This is a genomic window from Streptosporangium sp. NPDC023615 (genome assembly GCF_040640155.1).
GTDB lineage: Bacteria > Actinomycetota > Actinomycetes > Streptosporangiales > Streptosporangiaceae > Streptosporangium.
In genome coordinates, this window is record NZ_JBFABE010000077.1 from 24,968 (window position 1) to 39,583 (window position 14,616).

The window sequence follows — 14,616 nt, forward strand, 5'->3', positions numbered from 1 at the left end:
TATTATGTTTCGTCCGGGCCGTACGGGTTCTGTGTCCCCGGCGGCTCGGCGGCCCGGATCGGCCGGCGCGTTCACCCGGTGCGGGGACGGCCGGTTCCCCAAGGGGGAACCGGCCGCCCGCGGCTCAGAGCGTCAGTCGGCGGGTGACGCCGATCGAGTCCAGGAACGGCACGTCGTGACTCGCGACGATCAACGCTCCCTCGTACGCCTCCAGCGCCTCCGTGAGCCGTCTGACGCTCGCCAGATCCAGGTTGTTGGTCGGCTCGTCCAGAAGGAGCAGTTGCGGCGCGGGTTCCGCCAGCAGCAGGGCCGCCAGTGAGGCACGGAAACGCTCCCCGCCCGAGAGCGTGCCGGCCGGCCGGTCGGCGCTCGCCCCCCGGAAGAGGAAGCGCGCGAGCCGGGCACGGATCGTGTTGTTCGCCGCCCCGGGCGCGAGACGGGCCACGTTCTCGACCACGCTCAGGGAGTCGTCCAGGATGTCGAGCCGCTGCGGCAGGAAACGCAGCGGGACGTGGACGCGCACCTCGCCGGAGGCCGGCCTCAGCTCTCCGGCGATCGTGCGCAGCAGGGTCGTCTTGCCCGAGCCGTTGCGTCCGGTCAGGGAGATCCGTTCCGGACCGTGGACGTCCAGCCCGCCGTCCGCCCGTCCGAGGGTCACGCCGGTCGGCGCCCCGTACGGCAGGCGCAGACCGCGCAGGGTCAGGACCGTCCGGTCCGCCGGGACGACGGTGCGCGGCAGCTCGATCCTGATCTCGTCGTCGTCGCGTACGGCCTCCACCGCCTCGTCGAGGCGCTCCCTGGCCTCGGCGAGCTTGCCGGCGTGCATGATCCTGTGCTTGCCCGCGGACACCTGCGCGGCCCGTTTGCGCGCCTTCATGACGGCCCGCGGCTCCCGTTTCGTGTCGTACATCTTCTGGCCGTACCGCACCCGCCTGGCCAGCTTCACGTGGGCGTCGGCCAGTTCCCGCTTCTGCCGCCGCACGTCGGCCTCGGCGGCCCGCACCGTTCGCTCGGCGGCCTCCTGTTCCCGGGCCAGCGCCTCCTCGTAGGCGGAGTGGTTCCCGCCGTACCACCGCACCTCGCCGTCGCGCAGGTCCGCGATCCGGTCGACCCGCTCCAGCAGGGCGCGGTCGTGGCTCACCACGACCATCACGCCGGACCAGGAGTCCACGGCCGCGTAGAGCCGCTCCCTGGCGACCAGGTCGAGATCGTTGGTCGGCTCGTCCAGCAGGAGGACGGCGGGGCGCGCCAGCAGCAGCGCGGCGAGCCGGAGCAGAACGCACTCACCGCCCGACAGCTCGCCGACGGCGCGGTCGAGGCCGACGTGCCCGAGCCCGAGCTGGTCGAGGGTGGCGCGGGCCCGTTCCTCGACGTCCCAGTCGTCGCCGACCGCGGCGAAGTGCTCCTCGCCCGTGTCACCCGCCTCGATGGCGAGCAGCCCGGCCCGTGCGGCGGCGACGCCGAGGGCCTGGTCCACCCGCAGGCCGGTGTCGAGGACGACCGTCTGCGGGAGGTACCCGATGTCGCCGGAGGCCCTGACCGTGCCCGCGGAGGGGGTGAGCTCGCCGGCCAGCAGCCGCAGCAGGGTCGACTTCCCCGAGCCGTTGAGCCCGATCAGGCCGGTCCTGCCCGGGCCGGCGGTCAGCCGGAGGTCGTCGAACACGCCCGTCCCGTCGGGCCAGGCGAAGGAGAGGGACGAGCAGGTGAGAAAGGCGGGGGTGTGAGACATGGAGGCCTCCGGTCGCTGCGAGGAGAACATGGCGACGGATGGAGACACCGCGAAGGGAGGACCCTGCCGGGCGGACGGCTCTGCGGCCGAGGTCGCACACGGGCACGCGGGCAGCGACGGACGGGCGCTGCGCGGCACGGTGTCTCAGACCTCAGACGTACAACGTCGCGCTCCGATCGACGACGACAGGGACCTTCGAACCGTACGAGCGGGGCGTGGGGGGTGTCAACGCGATTACGCGGACGGGCGCGTGTCGCGACCGGCACGCGCGGGAGGGGACGAGGCGCCCGGGGAGCCGTCCGGGAGGTGCGGGGGTGGACCGTCCGGGGGGGACGGGGTACGGGACCGTCAGGGAGGGGACGGGGCCGTCCGGACGAGGGACGGCCCCGTCGCGGCTACCGGGTCGTGCAGACGGTGCCGTTGAGGGTGAAGACGGCGGGCAGCGTGTTCGGGCCGCTGTAGTTGCCGACGAACCCGACCGTGGCCGTCGCGCCGGTGGCCAGCGAGCCGTTGCCGGGCTCGTTGACGACCTTGACGTCCCGCCCGGTCTGCGTCCAGACGGCGCTCCAGCCGCTGCCCAGGCTCTGCCACGCCCTGGGCCAGCCGAAGGCCAGGGTCCAGCCGCTGAGCGGCGCGCCGTTGTTGGTGATGTCGATGGCGCCGACGTAGCCGTTGGACCAGTCGGACTGCTTGGTCAGGCGCACCGAGCACGCGCTTGAGGCGGGCGTGCCGGTCGTGAACGTCAGCGGCAGGGACGGCGCCGAGGTGCCGCCGCCGCCGTCCCGCGCGATCACGTTGATCGTGTACCGCGTGCCCGGCTTCAGGTTGTTCACGGTGATCGAGGTGCCGCCCGTCTCGCCGATCTGCTCGCTGACGGCTCCGTTCTGACGGTTGACCTCGTACTTCACGACCGGGCGGGTGCCGGCGGGGGCGGCGGGCCAGGAGATCGTGGCGGTGGTGTCCGTCACGCCCGAGACCGCCGGCTGCCCCGGCGCGCCCGGCAGTCCGGCCTGGACCGAGGCGGGACGCAGGACGATCGTGGTCATCGACAGCGGCGGCAGCGTCTGGGCGGTCGCGCTGCCCGTGGTCGCGGTGGTGATGCTCGTGGCGCCGTTGGTGTGGGTCAGCACGGTGGGCGCCCCGGCCGCCGGGCTGAAGCCGGCGTAGTCGATCGTGACGGGGTAGGACGTGTCGGACGAGGTGTTGATCAGCAGGACGGCCAGGTCGCCGTCGGGACGGCGCACGGCGTGCGCGGCGACCTTCGCCTGGTCGGTCGCGGCCCGGATGAACCGGTCGTCGGGACGGGCGAACCTGCTCACCATCTGGAGCGCGTAGTACGGCGCGAAGGGCGTGTTCACCGCCGGTTCGCAGACGCTGTTGTCGGCGGTGCACGTCCCGCTCGACAGCAGGCCGAAGTCGCCGTAGTCGGTGTGCCCCTCGACCTGCGTGACGGTGCCGATGCCGTTGCGGACGTTCCACCAGTCGACGGTGAACACCCCGTTGGCCAGCAGCGTCGCGTAGGAGTCGGCGGCGGCCAGCGCGCCGGGCTGGGTCGTCGTGCCGCCGCTGTTCGACCCGGTGTTGAACTCGGTCATCGCGATGCCGATCCGCTCCGAGCCCGCCCCGACGTGCCTGGCGATCTGCCGGCGGGTGAGTTCGATCATGTCGGGGATGTGCCCGGCCTTGTCGAAGGCGGCGGGGTACCAGTGCAGGATCACGAAGTCGATCTTCGATCCGGCGGCCGCCAGGACGACGTCGTTCCAGCTCCCGCTGTCACCGTCGGCGACGATGGCGTCGGGCCAGTTGGCCGGCGTGGTCAGCACCGCGCCGATCTTGATGGTCGGGTCGACGGCCTTCATCGCGTCGGAGTAGGCCACGACGTGGCGCGCGTACTCGGCCGGGCTCTTGTCGGCGTGGTTGTCGGCCTCCCAGGGCTCGCCGTAGCGGCCGTTGCCGTAGTTCTCGTTGCCGATCTCCCAGTACTTGACGCCGTAGTCCTTGGTGACGTTGGCGTACCGGACCCAGGCCGCGGCCTCCTGCGCCGTACCTGTGCCGTAGTTGGCGGTCACCATCGGCTGCGCGCCGGTGCGCCGCACGCCGCGCATGAAGGTGTCGAAGTCGGTGTTGGGGGCCACGTAGCCGCCGGGAGCGGTGTGGTCGGCCCAGTGGTAGATGTCGGAGTACGAGCCGCCGGGATAGCGCAGCACCTTCACGCCCGCGTCCTTGAGCAGGTCGGCGGTCGTGTCGGTGCCCAGTTGCGTGTCCCAGATCGCATGGTTGGTGCCGATGCCGGTCTCGGGGACGGTGGCGAGCGCGGCACGGGCGTTGACGGTCACCTCGACCGGGTCGGCCTCCTCGGCGTGTGCCGCGGGGACGTTCAGGGTGGCCAGCGTCAGCAGGACGGCGGACGCGGCCCGTAAAAGGGTTCTTGGCATCGGTGCACCTCGGCAACGGGTAGTGGCATTCACGCGACACCCCCTCCTGACCCGGAGGCAACATGATCATGAATGGTCGTCCCACATCCGTCAACCGGCGTTGAAACTTTCACATCGGCGGCCGGTACGGGGCAGGACGCCGGTGCGCCCGGCACCCGTACCGGTGCGTCATGGGAGGAGGCGTGTACGCCGGCGGTCGAGCCCGCGTAGTGCCAGCAGTCCCGCGACCGTCACGGGCACGAGCGTGACGTGACACAGTGCCAGGGTGACCTTGGCGACGGGGTCGAGATCGGCGGGAACCGTCATGACGACGACGGTCCCGAGGGCGAGCACCGGGGCGATGACCAGCGCGGCGGGAACGACCCAGCGCAGGCGGCGGGAGAGCACCGCCGCCACGGTCATCCCCGCCAGCAGGGGCACGACGGTGAATCCGGCCACCGTCAGGGCGTCCACCTCGGCGACCCGGCCGGAGGCGGTGAACCGGAACGTGCCACCGGCGGCACGTCCGAGCGCGTGGACGACGAGGTTGACGGCCGTCGCGGCGGCCACGGTCGCGGCGACGACGCCCACCCGGCCGGGCCGGCGTGGCCGCCGCTCCCGAGGGTGATCGCCCGCGTCGGGTGACGGTGTCATGCGCGTCTCCGCCGTACGGCTCCGGCCGCCACTAACGGCGGAGAAGGTAGGCCTCGATGCGGTCGAACGCCCCGACCCAGACGTGCCCGCTGAAGAAGTCGCGCGTCTCGGCGTCGGGGAACCCGCTCTGCACCACGGTGAGGAGCGTTCCCCTCTCGTGCTCCTCGAAGGTGACCTCGACCGCCGTCGTCATGGTCGACCCGTCCGGGCCGCTGCCGGTGGACTCGGTGACGAGGCGGTGCGGGGGGTCGATGACCACGAAGGTCTGCGTCTCGCGGAACAGGGTGTCGCGATCCGGCCCCCAGACGGCGGTCTGCCGTCCGCCGACGCGCAGGTCGACCTCGATCTCGACGATGCCGGGCTGCTCGTCGAGGATGCTGAACCAGATCTTCTGCTTCTCCGCGTCGGTGTAGGCGTCGAAGACCTCCTTGGGGCTGGCGGGGAGCACGCGCGTCATGCGCAGCTGGGCGGTGTCGGTCTGTTCGGTCATCGTTCGGTTCCCTTCTCGAGGGTGAAGTAGGCGTCGAGGCCGTCGAGCCTGCGTTCCCAGAGGCGTTGGTAGAAGGAGATCCAGGCCATGGCGTCCTCCAGTCGTTCGGCTCCCAGGCGGCACTGCCGTGACCGGCCGACCTTCTCGGTGACGACCAGGCCGGCGTTCTCCAGGACGAGCACGTGCTTCTTCATGCCGGTCAGCGACATGCCGGCCGGCTCGGCCAGCTCGCCGATCGAGGCCGGCCCCTCGGCCAGGCGGATCAGGATCTGCCGTCGGGTCGCGTCCGCCAGCGCTGAGAACGCCCGATCGAGCGCCAATTGCTGAACCATGTGGTTCAGTGTAGGACACTGAACCGAAAGGTGCAATGACAGGCGGCGTCCGTACGGCAGGTCTCATGCCATCGGGTCGGTACGCCCTGATCCGGAGGGGGCACGTCCACGGCCGATCGGGACCCGCCGTGCCCGCGACCGGGACGGTCTCCTCCGGACGGGCGGACGGAGTGGCCGACGGGCGGGTGCGGCGGTGACGGACGGGCGGGTGCGGCGGTGGCGGCCGGGCCGGGGGCGGCGGCCTGTCGTGGGCCGGTCAGCCCGAGAAACGGCCGACCAGCAGTTCCAGCCGTCGCTTGTGGTCCTCCGGCCGGAGCCTGCCGGAACGGGCGAGCGCGAGGAGCCCGTGCAGCCCGCTCCAGAAGGTCTCGGTGAACGTCTCCGGGTCGTCGTCCCCCGCGTGCGGCCGCAGGGCCTCGTACAACTCGGCGAAGACCTCCCGCTGGGAGGCCGGCGCGCCGGGGCCGGTGGGCGGCGGGTCGGCGCGGTGGGCGAACATCGCGTCGTACAGGGCGGATCGGCGTTCGGCGAACGCGGAGTACGCCGTGGCGACATCGACGACGGCCTGCCGGGGGCCGGTCGCCGACAGGCGGGCCGCACGCAGCTCGGCGGCCAGATCGGTGAAGCCCTCCGCCGCCACCGCCGCCATGATGGCGTCCTTGCCCGTGAAATGGCTGTAGAGGACCGGCTGGCTGTACTCGATCTTCTCGGCCAGCCGTCGCGTGGTGACCGCGTCCCACCCCTCGGACTCGGCCAGTTCCCGCGCGGTGGTGACGATCAGCCGCTCTCGCTCCGCTCGCTCACGCTCCCGGCGGGCCCTGACCGACATGGTGGCGATTCTAGTGGGGCTAGTGACACTGTCACGGCTACGCAGGGCTGCTCCCTCCCGTACGGCGACCAGGGTGTCATGACGGCGGCGGCCCCGGCTCGGCGGGCCCGGCCGACCCCCCGGGCTCCCCGGGTTCCACGGGCTCCTCGGGTTCGGCGTGGCGCAGCCACACGTAGTCGATCGGCTGGGGGACGTTCCATGTCGCGGCCAGGGCGGGGTCGACCGGCAGGAAGCCGGCTCCCCGGTAGCAGCGCAGGGCCCGGTCGTTGCCCGGGTGGACCCGCATGAAGACGTCCGCCATGCCGGTGTCACGGGCCTGGCGCGTCAGCGCCCGCACCAGTTCCCGGCCGACGCCCCTGCCCCGGGCCCCGGGGGCCACGATGATCCGGGCGAGCTCGACCTCGTTCTCCTCGGGGTCGAGCCAGAGCTCCCCATAGCCGATCGGGCCCGCGCCGCCGGACAGGCGGCTGGACAGGCCGCCGGACAGGCCCTCGGAGGGGCCGTCGGACAGGCCGTCGAAGAGGAGGTGGGAGCGGACGTCCTGCTCCCCCTGCCAGCCGGTGACGACCCGTGGCGGCAGCGGGAACTCCTTCCGCGCGCACCACATCTCGACCTCCCGCGGTGAGGCGGGCCAGCCGGCGACCGTGGCCGCGTGGACCTCGTCGAAGGGCAGCAGACGCACGTCCGATCCTTTCACTCCGGTCTCGCGGTGGGCGCGGAGGCGTTGTGGCGCCGGTAGTAGCGGGCGACGCGGACCCGGTTGCCGCACAGGGCGGGGGAGCACCAGCGGCGGCCGGGGTGGGCCGGCAGGAAGAGCAGGCTGCACTCCGGACCCGCGCAGCCGCGGACCCTGCCGAGGGCGGGGCCGGTGAGCAGGTCGACGGCGGCCTCGGCGAGCTCGGCGAGCAGCCTTTCGGTGACGTCGCCGCCGCGCCTGACGAGGACGTCCGGCCAGACCAGCTCGCGATGGGCGGGCGCGTGCCGCAGGGCCTCGTTGACGGTGCGCAGCGCCGGAGCCGGGGGTGTCCCACCCGCGCGGGCGTGCTCGACGCACTCCCGGACCGCCTGGCGCAGCAGCCGTACCGCGTCGAGGTCGACCTCCGCCTCCGGCGGGGTCAGGCGGTCCCGCTGCGCGGCCAGCCAGTCGCGGAACAGGGCGCCGGACCCCAGCAGGTCGCCGTCGCGCCACCGGGTGTTGAGCAGGTCGAGCGCGAGGGGCTCACCGACCAGGATCATGTCACTAATGGTACATCCATCGGTTGACGCATTAGAACGGGCGTGGTTATAACTAATGCCTAATCTCCGCAGAAAGGCATGTGAATGATCGTTCCCCCTGTGACCCACGGCTTCCTGGACGTCGGCGGGGTCCGCGTCTTCTACCGGCAGACCGCTCCGACCGGGACGCCGGACGCGCCCGTGCTGCTCCTGCTGCACGGTTTCCCGTCGGCCTCGCACCAGTTCCGGCGGCTGATGGACGCCCTCGGCGACCGGTACCGGCTGATCGCCCCGGACCTGCCGGGTTTCGGGCACACCGAGGTGCCCGAGGGCTTCACCTACTCCTTCGACCGGCTGGCGGACGTCCTGGAGGGGTTCGTGTCGGTGCTGGGGCTCGACGGGTTCGTGATGTACACCTTCGACTTCGGAGGGCCGGTCGGCTTCCGGCTGGCCACCCGGTGTCCCGGGCGGATCACCGGTCTGATCGTCCAGAACGCCAACGCCTACGAGGACGGCCTGTCGGACCTGGCCCGGGAGGCGATCGCCAACCGGCCCGGTGTCCCCGGAGCCGAGGAGAACGTCCGGCGGATGCTCGACCTCGAGGTCACCCGCGGCCAGTACGAGGAGGGCGCCTCCGACGTCGCGCTCGTCGCCCCGGACGGCTGGACCCTGGACCAGCACTTCCTGGACCTTCCCGGCCGCAGGGACGCGCAGGCCGATCTGCTGCTGGACTACCACTCGAACCTCGCCCGCTACCCCGATTGGCAGCGCTGGCTGCGCGAGCACCGGCCGCCCACCCTCGTCGTCTGGGGCAGGAGGGACCCGTTCTTCACCGAGGCCGGTGCCCGCGCCTACCTCCGCGACCTGCCGGACGCGCGGCTCCATCTCTTCGAGACCGGCCACTTCGCCCTTGAGGAGTGCCTCCCCGAGATCGCCCCGCTCATCGCGGACTTCGTCGGCGAGCGCCTCACCGCCGCCTCCTGACGCCGCGTGCCACGCCACCCGCCGAAGGACGAGGGGAACGGGGCCCTGCTCGTCCTCCGACGGGGTCCGTCATCGGCCTAACGGCTCGCGTGGACAGGTCCCGGCCCGGGGTACGGAGGCCGCGGTCCCGGGTACGGCGGACGCGGTCCCGGGTACGGGGGCCGCGGTGCCGGGTACGGCGGACGCCACTGGCCCGGGTAGGGCGGACGCCAGCCCGGGTACGGAGGTCGCCACTGGGTCGGGTACGGCGGACGCCAGCTCGGGTACGGCGGACGCCAGCCCGGGTAGGGAGGCCTCCACCCCGGATACGGGTACCCGGCCGGGTAGGAGGGCCAGTATCCCCCCGGCGACGAGACCGGCACGCAGTCGTACTGCGGGCACGGCGTGGTGACGCAGTACTTGGGCGAGGGCACGCAGACACGGCCCGGACCGCAGTTGACCAGCGCGCACGGCGACCCGGGAGCGCACGTACCGGTCGCCTGGCCGGCCGTGGCGGTGCCGACCGCCCGCACCGCCGAAGCGGCCGACGTCCCCCCCGCCCACGCCGCGGTCACGGTGGCCGGAGACCCGGCGGCCGCGACCACGACCAGGGCCGGGATCAGTTTTCGGAGCATTTTTCCCCCAGTTGTCATGATCGGTTCTGACTCTTCGGCGATGCTCGCACCGGCCGTTCCTGCTAACGGCAAAACGACTCCCAGCGGGATGGATGGCTTGCCGAAAGGCCGTGGGGAGATATCGCCGATGCACAGAAATAGCCGTAGATATCCGGTGTCGAGAGGAGGCCCCGCCGCCCACGCGGGCGACCGGCGGGGGCGGGGCACCGGGGCCGGGCGGCGACGAGGTGGCAGGGGAGCCGGGGCCGGGCGGCGACGAGGTGGCAGGGGACCGAGGCCGGGCGGCGACGAGACCGGAGGAGGGGACGAGGCCGCCCGGGGACGAGCCCGGGGAAGGATTCGAGGCCGGATGCGCGGTGGATCGCCTAAAGTCGGGCGAATGGCCTCGACCCCCTCCCGGCTGGCCTGGCTGGACGCCCTTCGCGGACCCGCCGCCCTGGCCGTCGTACTGCACCACTCCGGCTGGACCTTCGTCCCGGGTCCGTGGGCCGAGGTGGACCGCAGGATCGACGTCGGCACCTGGGGCGTCTTCGTGTTCTTCCTGGTCAGCGGCTACATCATCCCCGCCTCCCTGGAACGGCGCGGTGACCTGCGGGCCTTCTGGGTCGGGCGGGCCTTCCGGCTGCTCCCCCTGCTGCTCGTCGCGCTCGGCCTGGCGCTCCTGCTCGCGTACGCCGGTGCGTTCGCCCTCCATCCCGGTCTGGGGACGCGTCCCGCGCCGCTCGTCGCGCTCGGGAACGTGACGATGCTGCAGGAACTGCTCGGCGTGCCCGCCGTCGTCGACGTGATGTGGACCCTCTCCTACGAGATGGCGTTCTACCTGCTGGCGGTCGCCCTGTTCGCCACCGGGCAGGCGCACCGGTCGGCCGCCGTCGCGACCGTGCTGGTGGCGGTGGCCGTACCGCTGGGACTGCTGATGACGGGACCGGTCATCCGCGGCCGTGCCGACCTGGTCGCCGCGCTCCTCGCCGTCGCGGTCGTCGCGGTCGTCGTCGTGTCGGCCCGGTCCCGCGGCGCGGCGCGCACGACCGCCGCGGTGACCGGCGGCGTCCTCGGTCTGGTCCTGGTGATCCTGGGCAGCCGGATCGGTCCCTGGCAGGGCCTGACGATCCTGGCCCTGATGTTCGCCGGCACCGCCGTGTACCGCGCGGAGCAGGGGACGATCCGGTGGCGTACCGCCGTCGCCGCCGTGCTGGCGGTGACGGCCTGCGGCCTCCCCGCCAAGGACGACCCGGGCTGGGCGCCGGCGATCGTGCTCGCCGTGGTCTTCTTCGGGGGCGCCTTCCTGCTGCGGCACCGGCGGTTCCCCCGCCCGCTCGCCCACCTCGGGGTGATCAGTTTCTCCCTCTACCTGCTCCACCCGCTGCTGCTGCGGGTGAGCCCGAACCTCGTGACGTTCCTCCTCGTCCTGGTGCCGCTCTGCCACCTGACCCACCGCCTGGTCGAGGCCCCGGCCCAGCGCCTGGGCAGGCGCCTCGCCCGCCGGCGGGCCCCGGCCCACCCGCCCGTGCCGGAGACCCCGGGCTCCCCGCCCGTACCGGATCCCGCACCGGATCTCGTCCCGGGTCAAAGGCCGTTGAGCACGTGATCGAATTTCGCCCCATGGGGTCATCCGACCGGTTGTCGGGGCCTCGCGCTGCCCAACGTCGGAGCATGTCCGGTCCGCCCAGCGCTTCGACGTCCCGACGCTGGTCGCGCACGGTGACGACGACCGGATCGTGCCCATCGGCGCCGGCCCGAAGTCGGCGAAACTCATCAGGGACGCCACCCTGAAGGTCTACCCGGGCAGCCCGCACGGCCTGGTCGGCGCCCACGAGGACGAGTTCAACACCGGCCTGCCGGCCCTCATCACCTCCTGAACGGCTCCCGCGCCACCGGCGCGGGCTCCAGCGCGAGCCGCCGCTGCTCCTCCTCGACGATGTGGCGGGCCAGCGACTGCTCGGAGATGTCGACCGCGTCGGGGGTGGACTCGGCCAGGTCGCTGCGGCGGGCGTAGACGTCGAAGAGCCCGGCCTTGCCGCGCAGGATGTCGAGCATGCGCTGGTCGACGCTGTCGGCCGTCAGCAGGCGGTGCACCTGGACCTTGCGGACCTGACCCATGCGGTGCGCCCTGGCCACGGCCTGGCTCTCCATGGTCGGCTTGACCTGGGGCTCACAGATGATCACGACCGAGGCGGCCTGCAGGTTGACGCCGACCCCGCCCGCCTGGATCTGGCCGAGCAGGACGGCGTGCCCGGAGGCCGCGGTGAACTCGTCGACGATCCGCTGGCGGTCCACGGTGCTCACGTCGCCGGAGATCGGGCCGTACGCCCGGCCGCCGAGGGCGTCCTGGACGGCGGCGACGACGTCGCGGAAGTAGGAGAAGACCACGACCTTGAGGTCGTTGCCCGCGGCCTCGTCCACCAGTTCCAGCAGCCGGTGCAGCTTGGCCGACGTCCGGGGCACGGCGTAGGCGGCACGGCGCATCGCCATGAAGTTCCCGTCGGCCACCGCCCTGCGGTAGGCGGCCAGGTCCGCCGCGCTGAACTCCTCCCACTCGTCCACGTGGACGAGGTCGGGCAGCTCGGTCAGCACGTCCTCCTGGTTGCGGCGCAGGTAGACCGGGGCCACGGCCCTGCGGAAGGCCCGCGCGCCCGCGGCGGCGTCGCTGCCCCTGATGGAGGGGACCAGGTCGGGTCGCAGCAGGCCGACCAGGTTGCGGAACTCCTCGACACGGTTCTCCATCGGGGTCCCGGTCAGGAAGAGCACCCGGTCGCTCCGGCCGCACCACGCGGCGACCGCCTTGGACCTGCGGGTCTCCGGGTTCTTGACGTAGTGCGCCTCGTCGACCACGAGCATCCCGACCCGGAGGTCGGCGGGGATCTCCAGGCGGTGCAGCGTGTCCAGCGTGGTCACCGCCACGTCGCCGGCGTCGATCCAGCCGGTCAGCGCCGCGGCCCGGCCGGGACCGTGCAGCGGGTGGGCGGCGAGCGTGCTGCGCGCCTCGATCTCGCGTACCCAGTTGAGCAGGACGCTGGCCGGGCAGGCGACCAGGAAGTGCCGCTCGCCCTCCGCCTTGAGGTGCGCGAACGCGGCGATGGCCTCGATGGTCTTGCCGAGTCCCATCTCGTCCCCGAGGATGACCCGGCGCTGGGCGAGGGCGAAACGGGCCCCGAACGACTGGTAGCCGCGCAGCGAGACCCGGCGGTGGGTGTCGTCGAGGTCCTGGGCCTTGACCCGCGCCGAGACGTCGTCGGGCAGGAAGCCCTCGGAGGCGGCGCGGTCGGGTTTGAGGGCGGCGAGCTCGGCGAGCAGGTTGTAGTACTCGGACGCGCGGATCTCGAAGTCGACCCACGCCTCGATGTCGGAGACCGGCGGGCGGAGCAGGTCCACCGAGGCCTGGTCGAACAGCAGCGACATGTCGGACGCGTTCGCCTCGGCGAGCACCTCGGCGATCCGCGCGACGGCCTCGCGGGCCCGGTCGCGCCCCTTGCGGCCGGCGAGCAGCATCCGCAGCCGCCCGCCGGCCGGTTGCGCGGCGGGCAGCAGCGAGGAGAGGCTCTCGTCGATCCGGACGGCGGCGGCGCGGGCGCGCGGCAGGTCGGGGCCGGCGGTCACCAGCCGGTTCAGCGCGACCAGCAGGGCCGTGGTCTCGCGGTCCTGGGCGTCGACGTCGATCCGCAGGGCCACCGTCTCCTCCGCCGCCCGGGCGATCTGCCCGGCGGCGGCGTGCACCTGCCCCGCGGTCCGCGCCCCGATCCCGGGAAGGAGCTGGAGCGCGTACGGCGTGCTGTCCAGGATGTCGAGGACCGTCGCGTACCCGGCCTGCTCGAAGGTACCGAGCCGCAGCCGCCCGCCGGTGACGTCCTTCAGGCGGGTCAACGGGATCGAGCCCAGCTCCGCGCGGGCCAGGCGGGAGCGGAGCGAGGACAGCGCCCGGTGGACGTCGGCGTGGGCCCGCGCGTCGTCGGCGAGCAGGGCCCGCGCGTGCGCCAGCAGGCGGTCCGCCCGCAGGGAGAGTGCCCTGGCCTGGCGGGGCGAGGGCGTCTCGCCCGGTCCGGACGGCCGCCCCGGTGAGGACCCGTGCGCGGCCGGCGGGACTCGTCCCGCCGGGGCGTCCCTCCCGGAGCCTGCTCCGGGCGATGACGTCTCCCGTCCCGTCGGGAAGCCACCCCGGGGCGGGGGCGTCCCCCGGCTCGCGTGCCCCCCTTTCGCGGGGGCCTTCCGCGTCTCGGGCGTCCTCTGGGCGGTGGACGGTTTCCGGGGGGCCGGTGTCCTGCGGGGCGCGGGTGCCGCGTCCTGCCGCCCGCTCTCGCCCACGCTCACCCTCTCCCCTCGGTCGTGGCCGGATCGCAGGCTTCACCGTGGCCAACGGCCGGGCGGGTTGTCAACGACCGGCCCGGCGTGGAACGGAGACGCCGCCACAGCATTTGCCCATCGGCGGCCCTTTTATAGGTATTTCGTCCTCTGGGTGTCGGCTCCGCCGGCGAGCGGGTGTCGGCGCCTGCTGGCAGACTCGGCGCACTCGCGCAGACGACCGGTCCACGACGAGGAGGAGACATGCCCGAGCGGACGAACATGCCGGAGGTACGGCTCGAACCGTGGTCGGAGACCGACCTCGACCTGCTGCGCCGCATCAACGCGCCGGAGATGACCGAGCACCTGGGCGGCCCGGAGACCGAGGAGAGGCTCCTGGAGCGTCACCGGCGCTACGTCGACGGCTCCGGCAGGGGGACGGGCCGGATGTTCGGCATCGTCCTGCTCCCGGAGCTCCGGAAGGTCGGCAGCATCGGTTACTGGGAGCGCGACTGGCGGGAGGAGGTCGTGTACGAGACCGGCTGGGGCGTCCTGCCGGAGTTCCAGGGCAGGGGCATAGCGGTCGCCGCGGCCCTGGCCGTCGCCGGGGAGGCCGGGGCGGAGCACAGGCACCGCTACCTGCACGCCTTCCCCCGTGTCGGCAACCTCCCGTCGAACGCGGTCTGCCGCAGGGCCGGGTTCGTCCTCGTGGCCGAGTGCGACTTCGAGTACCCGCCGGGAAACCTCGTACGCTGCAACGACTGGCGCCGGGACCTCACCGGGACGGATCTCCCCGGTCCGGGACCCGCCGGGCCGGCGTGAGACGGCGGCCCCCCGGGTTTCCTTCCCCGGTGGCCTGCGGGAACGGGTAATAGGACACACTCGGCCAGATATGTGTATTCCTGCGCAGAAGGGTTCGTCGGATCTTCCTAGTGTTCGAGGTGTCCGAACGGCAACACCTCCGAACACCGCACAGGAGCATGACGATGAGCACGATGCGCACCCTTCTCACCGGAGCCGTCCTCGCCGGTTCGCTGGCCGCCGGAGTGGCCTCCGCCCCCGCGGCGACCGCCTCGGCCG

At 72.8% G+C, this 14,616-nt stretch carries 13 protein-coding genes; 4 read left to right on the forward strand and 9 right to left on the reverse strand.

What is annotated here, in order from left to right; translation table 11 throughout:
* Positions 1-124 precede the first annotated feature (124 nt).
* The 8 genes from AB0G16_RS33655 to AB0G16_RS33690 all read right to left on the reverse strand — a co-directional run bounded on the left by AB0G16_RS33655 (position 125) and on the right by AB0G16_RS33690 (position 7,684).
* On the reverse strand, positions 125-1,729 hold the full coding sequence (locus tag AB0G16_RS33655; protein ID WP_362814236.1) for an ATP-binding cassette domain-containing protein: 1,605 nt from the start codon (positions 1,727-1,729) through the stop codon (positions 125-127).
* A 395-nt stretch (positions 1,730-2,124) separates the two neighbouring features.
* Positions 2,125-4,164 carry a cellulose binding domain-containing protein gene (locus tag AB0G16_RS33660; protein ID WP_362814238.1) on the reverse strand — a complete coding sequence of 680 codons (2,040 nt, stop codon included), beginning with the start codon at positions 4,162-4,164 and terminating at the stop codon, positions 2,125-2,127.
* A 168-nt stretch (positions 4,165-4,332) separates the two neighbouring features.
* Positions 4,333-4,797 carry a DUF6069 family protein gene (locus AB0G16_RS33665; protein WP_362814240.1) on the reverse strand — a complete coding sequence of 155 codons (465 nt, stop codon included), beginning with the start codon at positions 4,795-4,797 and terminating at the stop codon, positions 4,333-4,335.
* 31 nt (positions 4,798-4,828) lie between these two features.
* The gene (locus AB0G16_RS33670) at positions 4,829-5,287 is read right to left on the reverse strand and encodes an SRPBCC domain-containing protein (protein WP_362814242.1); all 459 of its coding nucleotides are present in this window, start codon (positions 5,285-5,287) and stop codon (positions 4,829-4,831) included.
* A complete protein-coding gene (locus AB0G16_RS33675; RefSeq protein WP_362814244.1) occupies positions 5,284-5,619 on the reverse strand; it encodes a metalloregulator ArsR/SmtB family transcription factor in 336 nt (111 codons plus the stop codon). The genes AB0G16_RS33670 and AB0G16_RS33675 overlap by 4 nt, the downstream gene beginning before the upstream one ends.
* Positions 5,620-5,875: 256 nt before the next feature.
* A complete protein-coding gene (locus AB0G16_RS33680) occupies positions 5,876-6,448 on the reverse strand; it encodes a TetR/AcrR family transcriptional regulator (protein WP_362814246.1) in 573 nt (190 codons plus the stop codon).
* Positions 6,449-6,524: 76 nt separating this feature from the next.
* Complete coding sequence (locus AB0G16_RS33685) at positions 6,525-7,130, reverse strand: GNAT family N-acetyltransferase (protein WP_362814248.1); 606 nt, start codon at positions 7,128-7,130, stop codon at positions 6,525-6,527.
* Between the two features lie 11 nt (positions 7,131-7,141).
* Positions 7,142-7,684, reverse strand: coding sequence for a CGNR zinc finger domain-containing protein (locus AB0G16_RS33690; RefSeq protein ID WP_362814250.1), 543 nt, complete (start codon positions 7,682-7,684; stop codon positions 7,142-7,144).
* 84 nt (positions 7,685-7,768) lie between these two features.
* Between AB0G16_RS33690 and AB0G16_RS33695 the strand changes: the two genes are divergently transcribed.
* The 3 genes from AB0G16_RS33695 (at position 7,769) to AB0G16_RS33705 (ending at position 11,120) form a co-directional block, all read left to right on the forward strand.
* A complete protein-coding gene (locus AB0G16_RS33695; RefSeq protein ID WP_362814252.1) occupies positions 7,769-8,647 on the forward strand; it encodes an alpha/beta hydrolase in 879 nt (292 codons plus the stop codon).
* A gap of 993 nt (positions 8,648-9,640) precedes the next feature.
* The gene (locus AB0G16_RS33700; RefSeq protein WP_362814254.1) at positions 9,641-10,849 is read left to right on the forward strand and encodes an acyltransferase; all 1,209 of its coding nucleotides are present in this window, start codon (positions 9,641-9,643) and stop codon (positions 10,847-10,849) included.
* A gap of 22 nt (positions 10,850-10,871) precedes the next feature.
* Positions 10,872-11,120 (forward strand): alpha/beta fold hydrolase, encoded by a 249-nt coding sequence (locus tag AB0G16_RS33705; protein WP_362814260.1) that lies wholly within the window; start codon positions 10,872-10,874, stop codon positions 11,118-11,120.
* Here AB0G16_RS33705 and AB0G16_RS33710 read toward each other — a convergent pair.
* Complete coding sequence (locus AB0G16_RS33710; protein WP_362814256.1) at positions 11,110-13,566, reverse strand: SNF2-related protein; 2,457 nt, start codon at positions 13,564-13,566, stop codon at positions 11,110-11,112. The genes AB0G16_RS33705 and AB0G16_RS33710 overlap by 11 nt on opposite strands.
* Before the next feature lie 234 nt (positions 13,567-13,800).
* On the opposite strand from AB0G16_RS33710, the gene AB0G16_RS33715 reads away from it, so the two are divergent.
* Positions 13,801-14,358 (forward strand): GNAT family N-acetyltransferase, encoded by a 558-nt coding sequence (locus AB0G16_RS33715; protein ID WP_362814258.1) that lies wholly within the window; start codon positions 13,801-13,803, stop codon positions 14,356-14,358.
* The last annotated feature ends 258 nt before the right edge of the window (positions 14,359-14,616 follow it).